Here is a 14,669-nt window from a genome sequence, read left to right on the forward strand (position 1 = left end):
GGAGCATACGTGGCAACCGTTTTTGAACTCGATCCATGAACGTTTATGACGCTGCGCTGGAGCATGTCCGCAATTCGATCGGGACCGCGGAGGTGCTGGGACTGAAGTCCTGCGCGATTCTCGTCTCCGATCTAAAGCTCTTGCTCGAAGTGCTGGAAGAGGCGGTGCGCAACCAGCAGCCGGGCTCGCAACAACAGAAGGCGCAATGAAAGCGGACGCGATCCACACAACGCTACATTTTCGAGGACGACGCCAGTGAACGATTTGGCTCTCAACTCTCTCTACGTGCAAACAGGAGGCGAACGCAGCCAACTGTCTGCGCGCGACCTATTGAAGCTGCTGCGCGACCACATGTTCGAGGTGCTCGGGGTGGCGCTGGCCGTGACGGCGCTCGCCGTCGCGTACCTGTTCGTTGCGACGCCCGAGTACGAGGCCGATGTGCTCGTGCGGGTCGATCCGCCCGAACCGAACGCACTCGGCATTTCCTCGCAGGCGCCGCAGGTTGCGCCGCCTGCGCCGTCGCCCTCGGCTGAAATCGCGATCATGCAGAGCCGCTCCGTGCTCGAGCCGATCATCAACCGTTATCGCTTCGACGTGACGATCACGCCGAAGACGCTGCCGGTTATCGGCAACCTGGCGCAAAAGCTCGCCAAGCCGGGCCAGCCGGCCCGCGCGTGGTTCGGCATGAGTTCGTATGCGTGGGGTGGCGAGAAGGTGCATATCGGCCAGCTCGACGTGCCGCCCTCGCTCGAGGAGCGCAAGCTGACGCTGACCGCGCTCGACGGCGGCCGCTACGAGCTGCGCGGCCCGGGCGGCGAAGCGATCTTGACCGGCCAAATCGGCACGCTCGCGCGTTCGAGCGATGGCGTGTCGATGCTCGTGACCGAGCTGGCGGCGCGTCCCGGCACGCAGTTCGAAGTGAAGCACTGGGCCATGCTCGATGCGATCAAGCGCTTCACCAAGGATTTGAAGGTGAGCGACAAGGTCAAGGACACGGGCCTCGTCGAAATCACGTATTCGGATCGTCATCCCGAGAAGGCGGCGGAAGTGGCCAACGCCATCTCGCAGCAGTACATGCTGACGGCCGTTGCCGCGAAGCAGCGCAACGACAGTTCGACGTTGGCGTTCATCAACAAGGAGCTGCCGCGTCTGCATGCCGAGTTGGACAAAGCCGAGCAGGCGTTGTCGAGCTTTCAGACGAAGTCCCAATCGATGCAGCCGACGAGCGAAGCGCAAGCGTACTTGCAAGGCGGTATCGACTTCGATCGCCGCATCGCCGATCTGCAGATCCAACGCACGCAGTTGCTCGATCGCTACACGCCCGATAGCCGTTGGGTGCGCAACATCGACGAGCAGCTCGGCCAACTGCGCGCGCAAAAGGCCGCGTTCGACTCGCGCTTTGCGGCGATGCCCTCTTCCGAGCGTAAGAACGTCGACCTCACGCGCGATGCCAAGGTGGCCGAGCAGGTGTACCTCGGCATGATGCAAAAGGCCGAAGAGCTGTCCGTGCGCCGCGCCAGCACCACGGGCGGCGCGCATATCGTCGACGCAGCGGTGGTGCCGTTCCGTCCTGTCAAGCCCGATCCGCTTATCGTGCTGCCCGGCGGCGTAGTGCTCGGTTTGTTGCTCGGCGTGTCGACGGTTTTCGTGCGGCGCCACGTGTTGATGGGCGTGACCGATCCGCTGTTCGTCGAAGCGCGCCTGGGCGTGCCGTTGATGGGCGAGGTGCTGTACAGCCAACAGCAAGCGCGCCTGGATCAAGAGATCGGTGCGCTGCAGCGGCGCTCGCTGTCCTCGCGCAGTGCGGTGCCCGGCCTGCCGTCGCGCGTGCAAAATGCCGCGCCGGCGGACGGACGCGTAGTCGCCACGGGCGGCGGGGTGTCGAAGGTGCTCGCCGATCGCTACCCCGACGATCCGTCGATCGAAGCATTGCGCAGCGTGCGCACGTCGCTCTCGCTCGACCTGGCCCACGCGCCCAACAACATCGTCATGATGGCGGGGCCGACCCCGGCGGCCGGCAAGAGCTTCGTCGCGGCCAACATGGCCGTGCTGCACGCCGAAGTCGGATCGCGCGTCCTGCTGATCGACGCCGATATGCGCGCCGGTCATTTGGCTTACTACTTCGGCCAACCCAATCGCGGCGGCTTGTCCGAAGTACTCAAGGGGGCGATGCAGCCGCACGAAGCGTTGCGCCGCACGAGCGTGGAAGGGTTGACGCTGCTCTCTTGCGGCAGCCGCATCGCGAACCCCGCAGCGCTTTTGATGCGCCACAACTTCCGCGAACTGCTGCAGCGATTCTCACAAGAGTTCGATCTCGTCATCGTCGATACGCCGCCGTTCCTGGTCGTGACCGACGCGGCCATCATCGCGGGCGACGCGGGCGCCACCGTGCTCGTGCTGCGCTCGGGCATGCAAAGCGAGGAGGAGATCGCGGAAACGATTCGCAAGCTCGAACGCTCCGAGGCGCGCGTCACGGGTGCGGTGTTCAATGCGATCCCGCTGTCTCGCAGCCATCGCTACTACGGCTATTACGGCTCGGGCGACGACATGGAGCCGATGTTCGACGCGACGGCGTGACGTCGAAGGCCGCGCGTTGCGCGCGGCCGCCTCGACTCGTTTTTTCGGGAGAACTATGCGCCTCGTAGTCAATGGTAAGTTCACCGCGCAGCGTTTGACGGGCGTGCAGCGGGTGGCTTACGAACTGTTGCGCGCGGTCCGCGCGACCTATGCAGCGGCGGATGAAATCGAAATAGCGGTACCCAAGAATGCGATCGAATCGGCATCGCCGATCGCGCGGCAGCGCCAAGTGCCGTGGCTCAAGGGCGATCTTTGGGAGCAGATCGCTTTGCCGTTCGCCACGCGCGGCGAATTGCTGCTGAGCCTGTGCAACAGCGGGCCCGTGTTCAAGCGCCGCCACGTCGTGATGGTTCACGATATGGCCGTCTACGATACCCCGCACACTTTTTCCTGGCTGTTTCGCACTTGGTACCGCGTCAAGTTCGCGCTGCTGATACGGCATGCGCCGATCCTCTTGACCGTGTCGGCGTTCTCGAAAGCGCGCATTTGCGAGTTGCTCGGCGCCGAGGCGTCGCGCGTGCGGGTGGTGCGTCCCGCCGTGGATCATTTCGGCCGCATCGTCTCCGATCCCTCGATCGTCGATCGGCTCGCCCTGCGCGACGTGAAGTATTGCGTCATCGTGGGCAGTTTGGATCCGCGCAAGAACCTGCAGCGCGTCCTTGCTGCCGTCGATCGGCTCGGGCATTTGCGCGACGTGAAATTCGTGGTGGTTGGCGGCGCCAACTCGCGGGTGTTCGCTCAGGCCGAGTTGGCCACGCCTGCGGACGGAGCGGCTTGCGAATCGGGCGCGCAGATCGTGCGTGCCGGCTACGTCTCGGACGGCGAATTGAAGGCGCTTTACGAGCATGCCGCCTGCCTTGCATTTCCTTCGTTGTACGAGGGATTCGGCTTGCCTCCGCTCGAGGCGATGTATTGCGGTTGTCCGGCCATCATTTCGCCGCATCCGGCGCTGGCCGAAGCGTGCGGTGATGCGGCGATGTACTGCGATCCGCATTCGGTCGACGACATCGCGCGCAAGATCGAGAGCCTGTTGACGGACGACGCGTTGCGCGCCGTGTACCGGGAAAAGGGCCTGGCGCACGCGCACGCCCGCGGCTGGGAGCGAGCGGCGCGGGAGTTGATCAAGATCTTGAGGGGAGAGACCTATGAAACGGAGTCTGCGATCGCCGTTCGCTCGGCCGCATAGCTCGCGCGTGGCAAAAGGAACAGGCGCATGAGCGATCGTTTCGAATTTTCGCGGCGGCGGCGCGCGCTGCTGGCGGCGCTGGCGGCGAGCGGCGTCATGCCGAGCATGGACGCGTTGGCCGCTCAGTCTCGGTTCGTGCGACGTGCGGGTGCATCGAGCGGCGGCGAGCGCCGCATCACGCAACTGATCGGCGCGAACGGCTGGGCGGAAAGCGCCTCGAACATCGCCATGTGGAAGGAGATGGGCATCAGTTGGGGCCGCGATTCGGTCGGGCCGGGGCAGCGCAACTCGCCCGACGATCCCGTCAGAGTCGACAAGACGGGAGCGGCGTTCGATCACGATCTGCCGCCGGCAATCTTGCAGAACAACCGCAACGGAATTCACTCCTTGCTGCTGCTCGGTTACACGCCGAAGTGGAACGCGTCCGTGGAGGGCGACAGCCGGTCCGCGCCGAAAGACGACAGCGTCTGGCAGCGCTACGTCGAAACGGTCGTGCGCACCTATGTCGCGCCGCCGTACAACGTGCGTCACTTTCAGATCTGGAACGAGGCGGCGGGCAAACTGACGGGCGGCTCGCCGCAAGCGACGTTTTGGCACGGCAAGAACTTCAGCGCGCATCGCGAGCAGGCGCGGCCGTACGATCGCGCGATGCAGGATTACGTCGATCTCGTGCACATCCCGGCCGCGCGCATCGTGCGCAAGTACGGGGGCTATGTCGTCTATGGAGGCTGGCCCGATCAAGGCGGCTTGGAGAACTACGTCAAGTGGCTCGAGTATCGAAGCCCCGAGGCCGATGCACGCATGATCGATTGGGTCGACTATCTCGACACGCACTACCTGGGCGTCGATGCGCTGACGCCGCTTTACGAGCGCTATGTCGCCCGTGGCGCCGCGCGGGGCATTTGGCAGACGGAAATCGGCGATCGCTACATGAGCGATCCGCACTATCTGCCGACGTATTTTTTCAAGTTCGCGGTGTGGGCGCTCGCGCACGGATGGAACGATCCGAATCAGTACGTTTCGATGGTGTACCACTGGGACGGGTTCGAACCGTACCGCCTCACGCATCGCGGCAATCCGCGCACGTACAACGTTTCCGGAAGATCGCTGATCGTCCTGAACAAAACCGTCGGCGGCGCGCTCGAGCGCTTTGGCGGCCAGCTTGCTTTCGGCCCGGATGCGTCGGGGCTCGCGTTGCGCTCGGGCGGCGATCTCGTGATTCAAGTGCGCGCGGGCCCCGGCCCCCGAAATGTCGATGTGAGCGGCTGGGCGGGCGCGCAACCGGAGCGTCTCGGCGTCGCGATGATCGACGCGCTGACGGGCGAGGCGGCCGATGCGAGCGCGATCTCGGCGCGCTCGAGCGCACAAGGATTGTCGATCGGGTTTCGCATTCCGGAGGCGGTCAACGGAGCGAGACATGGCGCACCCGAGCACCTCGCTTATCTCGTCGTGACGCAACGCGCGTGACGAGGGCGAGCGTAGCGCGGATCGATAAGAGAAGCGCCGGGGATACAGGGAGGATCGACGTGAACAAGGCGGAAGCGGCTCGACACCCGAGCGGCGTTGCCGCGGGGCTGAGTGCGAGGGCCCGCAGCGGGTGGGGTGTAACGGATGGCGCAGGCTCGCCTGCGCATAGAGGTTCGAATTCGCATGAGCCTCATGGTTCGCACGAGCCTCACGGCGCATCGACGCAGTTGGGAAAGACGTGGCACGAGGCGCTCAAGGCCCTTTGGCACGGCGCGAAGAGGTTGCTGACGGATCGCATGTTCATGCGGATCCAGCATCGGCGGTTGATTGGGCGCTGGCCGAAAATGAAACATCCGGTCGCTTACAACGAATCGATCTTGCAGCGATGCTTGCACCCCGACATGCGATGGGTCGGGCTGACCGACAAGCTTGCCGTGCGCGAATACGTACGCCGTAAAGTGGGCGAGGCGCATTTGATCCCGCTCGTCGCGGCGCCCGAGCGATTCACGCGCGAAGTATTCGATGCGTTGCCGAACGCCTTCGTCATGAAAGCGACGCATGGCTGCGCATTCGTCAAGGTGGTGCGGGAGAAGTCGCAGACTTCGTTCGAAGAATTGAACGCGCTCGCGCAAGCGTGGTTGTCGATCGACTTTTCGCGTTGCTCTCGCGAGTGGCATTACCACTTCATCGAACCGCGGCTTTACTTCGAGCAGTTGTTGCTCGACGAAACCGGCAAAATCCCGTCGGACTTGAAACTCCATATGTTCGGCGGCCGTGTCGAGGGGCCGCGCATCTACACGATGGTAGTCGCCGATCGGTTTGGCGACGTGCACGGCGACTTGTACGACGATCATTGGAATCGGATGGACGTGGCCTTCGGTCCGTACACGCCGAGCGCGGCTGCCATGCCGCGGCCGCCCAATTGGCCGGAGATCGAGCGCGTGGCGAAACGCCTCGCCGAGGATTTCGCTTACGTGCGCGTCGATCTCTATTCGGTGGGCGACAAGGTGTATTTCGGCGAATTGACGTTCACGCCGGGAGCGGGCGTATTGCGCTTCACGCCGGATAGCCACGACTACGAGTGGGGACGCATGCTAAAGGAATCGACCGAAGGGTTCGAGCGGATGCGGCGCGCCGGGTGCGCATGAGCCGATGGCGGCATGGCCGCCCGTCGTATCGCGCAAAAGCGCCAACTATTCGTGGTTTCAGGTCCCCCCTGAAATTTGGATGGAATTTGCCGGGCTAATCTCAATCAGGCATGTCGCGAGATGATGCCGTCAAAGAAACGGCTCGCTCGGCGGGGCTCAAATTCGAGCGGGGCGTCTCATTGAAGTTGCGTTGCGTAGTCAACGATTAATTAATCAACGTAATGGAGGCAAGTGATGCCACTCTTCGTCTATTTCATCGCGGCCGTGTTCGGCGTCGGCGCGCTGACCGCTTCGCTGTCGAACGAAGCCGTCAGCCCGGCGCACTTCGTTTGTATCGCGCATTGAGGAGACGATAGCATCGCGCGCTACGTCGCGCGTGGCGCCCTCCCAGGGGGGGCGCTCGCGTGGACGTAGCGCGTTTTTCTTTTGCGTTACTGCGCGAGTTGCCAGCTCAGCACTGGATGTGTCGCACCGGCCGGCATCGCCCATGCGCCTGCGGGGCCGAAGTTCCAGGCCGCGAAGCTCGCGGGATTGCTCATTTGCGCCGTCGTGAGGCCATTCGCGTCGGGCACGCCATCGCCTCCGTTCGTTTGACCGGTCGTGTCCTTGTTCCAGTAGACCGACGTGATGGTGCCGGTATTGACATAGGCCACGCCGGCTGCAGAGAACGTATTCACCTCGCCCGTATCGAACGACTCGTCGATCGTCCCTTCGTTGGAATAGACGAGGCCTGCGCCGCCTCTGCTGCCTTGCGCTTTCCCGGTTGCATAGGACTGCGAAATAAATCCGGTGTTATCGCCGACGAGCCCGCCTGGCGCCACGTGGACGGGGCCAGTGACGTCCCCCGTCGCATACGATTGAACGATCGAGCCGTTATTGCGGCCCACGAGGCCACCGGCCAACCCCTGCGTGTCGGAGCTGACGCCGCTCCACGAGCGGGTGATGGTGCCGTCGTTCTGGCCGACGAGCCCGCCCGTGGTGGTTTGGTCTTCGTTGGTGGCGTACAGGAAGCCCGTCGTGTAGCTGTGCGTGACGACGCCTTGATTGTCGCCGACGAGGATGCCCGTTGCGGCGTCGTCATAGCTCGCGTTGCTGTTGGTCACGCCGACGTTGCGCACGACGCCGGTCTTGCCCACGACCCCGAACAAGCCGGTCGGCTGCCAGAAGGCTTGCTGCTCGAGCGCCAAGCGGTCGATCGTATGCCCCATGCCGTCGAACTGGCCCGTGAACGCGGCGCTCGTATTGCCGAGCGGCGCAAACGTCGCGCCGGCCGCGTCGATGTCTTTGCCAAGCGCGTAGGCGCCGGACAAATCGAGCGAGACGTTTTGCAAATCGCCGAGCGAATCGACGAGCTTGTATGCGGTGATTTGCGACAGCAGACCGCTATAAGGCGTGGCCACCCAGCCCGGATTCGCGAGCAGCGCGCCGGGCGCGTAGGCGCCATTCATGTCGTACAGCGCGCTCACTACGCCCATGCTGCCCGACCAGTCCACCGTGCCATGATTGAGCACGCTGCCTCCGTTATCGACCCCCGATGCGTCCGCGCGCAGGGTCAAAGCGCCATTGCCTTGGTTCTTGATCGTTGCGTCCGCATCGATCACGACGTTGTGTTGCGCGTTCAGCGTCAAGCCGGCGGAACCTTGCCAGCGCAGATCGGCGCCGACTTCTAGATCGCCGGCATTGCCCGACGCGCCGGTGGTAGTCAGATTGACGGCGGTGCCGGTGTTCAAGCTGCGCGCGAGCACGCTCGCCGCTTGCGTATCGACCGTGAACGAAGGGGTCGTCAAATTCCACGCGCCGGCGGTCACGGTAGGCGTGCCGCAACTATCGCAAAGGGATAGCGTGCGCGCTGTCGTATCGACGACGCCCCCCGCGCCGTCGGCATTCTGTGCGGCGACCGGGCCGCCGATGACGACGTTGCCCCGATCGGCGACGAGCCATACATGTCCATTGCGCGTGGACGTGCCCGTCGCGCGAATGGGGCTATGGGCGCCGGCGAGCGCGAACACATTGCCATCGGCCGCTTGCAAATTGACTTGGGCCGCGGCAATGGCGCCCGTATCGAACACCGTGCCGCCGCTGCCTGCTTGCACGAAAACCTGCTGGCCGGTGGCCGAGTCCTGCAGCAGAATGTGTTGACCGGCGGCGAGTTCGACTGCGCCTTTGGGCGCGCTGATCGAGCCCGTATTGGCCACTTCATTGCGCGAAATGAGAACGACGTCGCCTCCGCTCGATCCGATCTTGCCGAAGTTGACGATGCGGGCATTCGAATTGCCTGCGAATGTCTGGGGGCCGCCTTGCATGAAGGCGTCGTTCGAGGTGTCGAGGGTTGAAGCGAGGAAGCGGCCGCCCGTGGACACGACACCCGTCGAGCCCACGACGACGCCTTGCGGATTGATGAGGTAGACGCTGCCCGTTGCGGATAGCGTGCCGTACAGATTGGACGCGCTCGTGCCGGTGACGCGGTTCAGCGTCGCGCCCGAGCCGTTGTTGAATACGACGTGATTGCCGCTGCCGATCGAAAAGCTGTTCCAATCGATGACGCCGCGGTTCGTGGTCTGGTTGATCGTGAGCGAGCCGTTGGCGGAAGCGATGGAACCGGCACCCGCAACGAAACTGCCGCCGCCCGGCAATGCACCCGCATGAGCGGGAGCGATGCACAGGGAAAGGATGCCGAGGGCGATGGGTGCGAGCAGCAGGCGCGGACGGCGCGGGGCATAGCGATTGCCCGGGCGCACGATGGAGATCGTGTCGTTCATGTGAGGAAAACCCCGTGAGTGGTTGGCCGCGCTATTGTGCTGTTCCGCTTTGGTGCGATCGAGCAACAACTGTCAACCTAATCGGTCAAGACCACGGAATTTTCAGCCCGGTTCGTACTGCACCTTTTTTTGTCGCTTATTCTGCAGTGCAACACAAGAAGGGCTGCGATTTATCCGCTTGGCGAGGATAGGGAGCGCGGCGACGCGGAGACTGCCGACGAATAATGATCCTTTAGACGATTGTTGCCAAGAGGGAGTAGCGTTCAGATGAAGTCAGTCACGATCGCAATCTGTAACTATAACTACGAGCGGTTTCTTGCCGATGCCATCGATTCTGCGCTGGCGCAGGACTACCCCGCGACGAAAGTGCTCGTGGTCGACGATGGCTCGACAGATGGATCGCGCGAAATCATCACGAGCTACGGCTCACGCGTTCGGGCGGTGATCAAGCCGAACGGCGGGCAGGTGTCGGCGTACAACCGCGCGTTGGAAGAGGTGGACACCGAGTACGTGATCTTGCTCGATGCGGACGATTTGCTCTACCCGAATGCGGCCACGGACGTGATGCAGCGCTTTGCGACGGGCGACTACGCCAAGGTGCAGTTTCGCCTGGACGTGATCGGTCAGGACGGCGCGCACACGGGCGTCACGGTCCCGCATTCGGACGCGCCGGCGGACTGCGGCACCTTGCTGCGGCGGGGGTGGTTGTATCCATCGCCGCCCGCGTCGGGCAATGCTTATAAAACCAACTCGCTGAAAAAAATATTCCCGATTCCCGAAACGACGGAAAGCCGCTACGGCGCCGATTTTTTTGCGATTTATGGCGTGGCGTTGGTCGGTCAAGTTGCCTCGGTTTCACACGCGCTCGGCGCGTATCGCGTACATAATTCCGCTGCACGAGATGTGTCGTTCGCCAATTCGGAAAAAAATAACAAAGCGCCCAAAGCGTATGCCGCAAGGTGGAACGCTTTACGTTATGTTGCCCGCCATCGGCTGAATGTCGACTTGCCGGAGTCGTTTTACGATTTCTCGCATGAAAAGGCAATTTTTTGCAGCGAGATCTACGGCGCCCCCGTGCTCGACCGTTGGCGCTGGTTCGCCTTCCATTCGCGCAATTATTTGCACTCGATCGTCGCCAACCCATTCTGGGGTCCGGTGAAAAAGCTCGGCACCATCGGCTTGTCGTGCCTGTGCCTTGTTCCATACGCACCGTTGTCGAACTATGTGGTGCGCTTCATCTCCAATCCGCTAGCGCGCGGGAGCAGTGCCGCGCATTGACGCGTCGCTTCGGTATGCCCACGTGCTCGTCGCTTGAAGGGCGGCGGCCTATGAAATATTGCTATGGACAAGAAAGAGAACACCCGCGTACTCGCTTTCGTGTACGGCGGCTACATCATGAGGTACTTGTACCTCCTGGTGGTCATCCCATTCTATGGGCGTGTGCTAGGCGTGACCGAGTACGGTCGCGTGCTCGCGGCCATGTCCTTGATGAACGTCATATGGATGCTCGTAAGCTACGGCTTTACCTTCGTCGGCATGCGCGACGTGTCGAGGGCGCATGAAAAGCGCGAGTTCAACGACATCTTCTCCCTGCATCTGAGTGCGCGGATCTTGCTGGGTACGCTCGGCGGAGTCGTCGGGCTGACGGCCACCTTCTGCTCGCCCGTGTTGTCGCAGCGCCCGCTCATCGGCGTGCTCGCGACCTTGCTCGGCATCTTGAACGGCTGGAATCTGGGCTGGCTATTCCAAGGGCGGCATCGATTCCGCACGCCGATCATGCTGGAAGTGCTCGGCTTCGCGCTCAGCTTGGTGCTCGTGCTCTCGTTCGTGAGAGGGCCGGCCGATTCGACCTGGGTGCTGGCGAGCCTATTGACCGCTTGCCTGTGCTCGACCTCGATCGCGTACTTGATCACGCTCAAGGACATCGGCCTGCCGCGGATGAATTGGCGCGGCGTGCCGAGTCTCATGCGCGATTCGACCATGCTGTTCCTTTACTCGACGGGCTCGGTGGTGCTGACTTCGGCTTCGACCTACCTGTTGACGCTGCTGTCGACGCCGACGCAGGTGGGCTATTATGGCGCCGCCGAGCGTTTCGCGTCGATCGGCTTGAGCCTCATGGGGCCGGCCGCGCAAGTGTTCATCCCAACCATCTCGCGGCAAATCGCGCAGAACGATCATCACGGCGCACGCTCGACGACACGGCGTGGCGCTGCCTTGCTGCTCGGCTATGGATTTCTCGCGCTGGCCGGCGCCTACGTGCTCTCGCCGTTCGTGCTGCCGCTCATCTTGGGCAAAGCGTTCACGCCTAGCGCACACGTGCTGCAGCGGTTCGCGTGGATGTTCCCTTTTTCCGCGTTCAATCAGTTCGTGGGTTTCTATGTCTTCCTGCCGCGGAAAAAAGACCGGCTGATGGCGGTGGCGGGGCTGATGTCGGCGGCGGCCAATCTAGGCTCGGCGCTATTGCTCGCCCCGCATTTCGGCGCCGTCGGCATGGCGTCCGCTCGTGTGATCGGCGAGGCGACGCTCTCTGGCACCCTGCTGGTGCTCGCGTGGCGCACCGGGTTGCTGAGCGCGATCTTCGGGCGCACCGCGCCCGGCGACGGGGTCAACAAGCCGCAGCAACAGGCGCCCACCCGAGCCGCCACGACAATTGACGCGTCGCCTGCACCAGCCGCTGTGCAGGCAGCCCCGCATTCGCGCTCTCAAAGCTACCAGTCGATCCGATGAGCGCGATCACGAGGCGCACGGCGCCCGTGTGATCGAATACGGGTGCCGCGAGCGCATCGATGCCCGGCAGCGGCGAGCCGAGCGCCGCATCGATGCCTTCCTTGCGAATGCGGGCGAGATGCGACTCGTAAGCCGGACCGATCGTTTCCGCGCGACTGTTCTCCTTTCCATTTTCTTGTCCCGCCAGCCGCAACGATTCAAGCGCAAGCATATCGGCGAGCGGCTCCGCGCCTAAATAAGCGGCGAAGACGCGGCCGATCGCCGTCTGCACGAGCGAGACGACCGTGCCCACGCGCAGGCTGACGTGCAGGGGCCGCGTCGATTCCTCCAAGCGCACGACGGTCGGCCCGAGCGGGCCGAGCACCGCCGCGGCCACCGTCAGGCCTGTGTCGGCCGCAAGACGCGCGATTTCGCGCTGTGCGTCGCGCTCCGGCGCTTGACGCTGCAGCGCCATTAATCCCAATTGCAAACCGAGCGGCCCCGTATCGAAGGCGCCCGCCTCGTCGCGCGAGAGCAAGCCGATTCCCACGAGACTGACCACATGCGCGAACGCTTTGGCGGCGGGCATATTGGCGGCCGTGGCGAGATCGCGCAGGATCAGCGGCCGTGCGGCTCGCACGAGCGCGTTGAGCAACTGCCCGGTCGTATCGAGCGTGCGGATGCCGCGTTGGCCGGAGTCTTCGGTGCCGGGCTCGGCATCCCACGCGCGAGGCCTCTCGTTCGCGCCGTCCGCGGAGGGCGAGTGCAAGCGCGCTTCGATGCGCTGCGCCGACGCGCGCAGCGCTTGGGCGAGCCGGCCGTCCCAGGCCACGTCGATCGCGCTCGACGGGCCGATGGCGGTGAGGGTCAACTGCACCGCCCCGCACGGATCGACGACGGGCACGCACATGCTGCTGACCCAAGGCGTGGGCGCATCGATACCGCGTTCGATGCGCTGGGCGCGAATGCGTTCGAGCTCGGATTCGAAGGCGTCGTCCCGTGTGCGTTTCGGCTTAGCCTCGGGTTGCATCGCCTGCCGCTGCGCCGGGCTCAGAAACGCGGAGAACACGCGTCCGGTGGAGGTGCCTGTCAGCGACATCACCGAGCCGACGTGAAGATTGACGTGAAGCGGCGCACCGGCGTGCTCGTAGTGCACGATGGTGGGACCGTGCGGCCCCGCTGTGCAGACCGCGATGCAGCATCCCGAGCGTTTCGCGAGTGCGGCGACCTCGCTCACGGCCGCGCGATAGGCCGGCCGATGCTCGAGATGCTGCAGCGCCAAACGCAGCGACAGCGGGCCGGGCTCGTAATCGCCGAGCACGGCGTCGCGCTTGACGAGCCCGAGCCGCGTGAGGCTCACGAGATACGTATGCACTTGCGCGGGCGCGATGCCCGCGGCGGCGGCCAGCTCGGCCAAGCTTACGCTGCCGCGGCTGGCAAGCGCGGCGAGCAGCGCGCCCGCCACTTCGACGCTTTGCACGCCGCGGGACGACACTTTGTTCGCTTCGGCGGGAGGGGAACGCGTGGCCAAGCCAACCTCTTGTCAGTGGAACGCAAAGCCGTGATCTTATCCGACGAAGGCGGACCTGTCGCACGGATGATTTGGTTATAGCAAATGCATTTGCTGTTGACAAAGCGCGCAAGGACGGCCTAGTATGGCTTCGACTCGGCGAACGATCTGTGCCGCGGCCGTGGCGATAGCGGTGGCGTTAGCGGTTTCGACCGATTCGGATAAATAAGCAGCCCATTACGACACATTGGAGCGAGACGTCGTCCTAGCCGCCCGGCATGCAAGCCGGGCGCGCATCGTGCCGCGCTCGCGCATTCGTCGCTCGACGTTTCTTTTCATCAGCGAGATCAACATGGCAAAGGCATTTGCATCCCAGGCGGACCTGGAACAGAAAGAGATCACGTGGACCCAGCTTTCGGAGAACGCCTATGCGTACACGGCCGAAGGCGATCCGAATTCGGGCGTCGTGATCGGCGAGGACAGCGTGCTGATCGTCGATACCACGGCAACGCCCGCGATGGCGCGCGATTTGATTGCCAAGATTCGTTCGATCACGGACAAACCGATCAAGCACGTCGTGCTGTCGCATTACCACGCGGTTCGCGTGCTAGGCGCATCGGCGTATTTCGAGGAAGGCGCGCAGAACGTCATTGCGAGCCGGGGCACGTACGAGATGATCGTCGAGCGCGGCGAAGCGGACATGAAGTCGGAAATCGAGCGCTTCCCGCGGCTGTTCGCGGGCGTGGAAACGGTGCCGGGCCTCACGTGGCCGACGCTCGTGTTCGAGCGCGAAATCACGCTTTACTTGGGCAAGCTCGAAGTGAAGGTCATGCATCTGGGCGCGGGGCATACCAAGGGCGATACGGTCGTATGGCTGCCTTCGCAGAAGGTGCTGTTTTCGGGCGATCTCGTCGAATACGGCGCGGCCTGCTATTGCGGCGACGCGCAGCTCGCGCAGTGGCCCGCGACGCTCGATGCGTTGGCGGCGCTCGGGGCCGACAAGCTCGTGCCGGGACGTGGCCCGGCGCTGACCGATGCGGCTCAAGTGCAAGCGGGCATTGCCTACACGCGCGATTTCGTGACGACGTTGCTCGATCGCGGCCGCGCCGCGGTGGCGCAGGGGCTCGATCTCAAAGGCGCCATGGCGCTCGCGCGCGAAGCGATGGACCCGAAATTCGGTCAGGTCTTCATCTACGAGCACTGCTTGCCGTTCGACGTCACGCGCGCGTTCGACGAAGCGAGCGGCATTGTTCACCCGCGTATTTGGACGGCCGAGCGCGATAAGGAAATGTGGGCCGCGCTGCAGGACTGAAACG

The 14,669-nt window shown here is 63.7% G+C and carries 9 protein-coding genes and 1 pseudogene; 8 read left to right on the plus strand and 2 right to left on the minus strand.

What is annotated here, in order from left to right:
• Positions 1–35: 35 nt before the first annotated feature.
• The 5 genes from MMB74_RS01565 (at position 36) to MMB74_RS01585 (ending at position 6,378) form a co-directional block, all read left to right on the plus strand.
• Entirely contained in the window at positions 36–209 is a 174-nt protein-coding gene (locus MMB74_RS01565; protein WP_277426830.1) for a hypothetical protein, read from the plus strand.
• 46 nt (positions 210–255) lie between these two features.
• Positions 256–2,577 (plus strand): polysaccharide biosynthesis tyrosine autokinase, encoded by a 2,322-nt coding sequence (locus MMB74_RS01570; protein ID WP_277426831.1) that lies wholly within the window; start codon positions 256–258, stop codon positions 2,575–2,577.
• Positions 2,578–2,632: 55 nt separating this feature from the next.
• Complete coding sequence (locus MMB74_RS01575) at positions 2,633–3,763, plus strand: glycosyltransferase family 1 protein (RefSeq protein WP_277426832.1); 1,131 nt, start codon at positions 2,633–2,635, stop codon at positions 3,761–3,763.
• A gap of 27 nt (positions 3,764–3,790) precedes the next feature.
• Positions 3,791–5,230: a hypothetical protein gene (locus MMB74_RS01580; protein ID WP_277426833.1), complete on the plus strand. Its 1,440-nt coding sequence runs from the start codon at positions 3,791–3,793 to the stop codon at positions 5,228–5,230.
• 344 nt (positions 5,231–5,574) lie between these two features.
• On the plus strand, positions 5,575–6,378 hold the full coding sequence (locus tag MMB74_RS01585; RefSeq protein ID WP_277426834.1) for an ATP-grasp fold amidoligase family protein: 804 nt from the start codon (positions 5,575–5,577) through the stop codon (positions 6,376–6,378).
• Between the two features lie 431 nt (positions 6,379–6,809).
• Here MMB74_RS01585 and MMB74_RS01590 read toward each other — a convergent pair whose 3' ends face one another.
• Positions 6,810–9,137, minus strand: coding sequence for a filamentous hemagglutinin N-terminal domain-containing protein (locus tag MMB74_RS01590; RefSeq protein ID WP_277426835.1), 2,328 nt, complete (start codon positions 9,135–9,137; stop codon positions 6,810–6,812).
• Between the two features lie 267 nt (positions 9,138–9,404).
• Here MMB74_RS01590 and MMB74_RS01595 point away from each other — a divergent pair, with 267 nt between their 5' ends.
• Complete coding sequence (locus MMB74_RS01595) at positions 9,405–10,415, plus strand: glycosyltransferase family A protein (protein ID WP_277426836.1); 1,011 nt, start codon at positions 9,405–9,407, stop codon at positions 10,413–10,415.
• A 63-nt stretch (positions 10,416–10,478) separates the two neighbouring features.
• A complete protein-coding gene (locus tag MMB74_RS01600; RefSeq protein ID WP_277426837.1) occupies positions 10,479–11,864 on the plus strand; it encodes an oligosaccharide flippase family protein in 1,386 nt (461 codons plus the stop codon).
• Here the strand turns inward: MMB74_RS01600 and MMB74_RS01605 are convergent.
• Positions 11,767–13,374 (minus strand): annotated as a pseudogene (locus MMB74_RS01605) (IclR family transcriptional regulator C-terminal domain-containing protein); the annotation flags it as partial. The gene MMB74_RS01600 and the pseudogene MMB74_RS01605 sit on opposite strands and share 98 nt — an antisense overlap.
• 331 nt (positions 13,375–13,705) lie before the next feature.
• Between MMB74_RS01605 and MMB74_RS01610 the strand changes: the two are divergent.
• Entirely contained in the window at positions 13,706–14,665 is a 960-nt protein-coding gene (locus MMB74_RS01610) for an MBL fold metallo-hydrolase (protein ID WP_277426838.1), read from the plus strand.
• Positions 14,666–14,669 lie beyond the last annotated feature (4 nt).

It is taken from the genome of Trinickia sp. Y13, from assembly GCF_029522115.1.
Lineage (GTDB): Bacteria > Pseudomonadota > Gammaproteobacteria > Burkholderiales > Burkholderiaceae > Trinickia.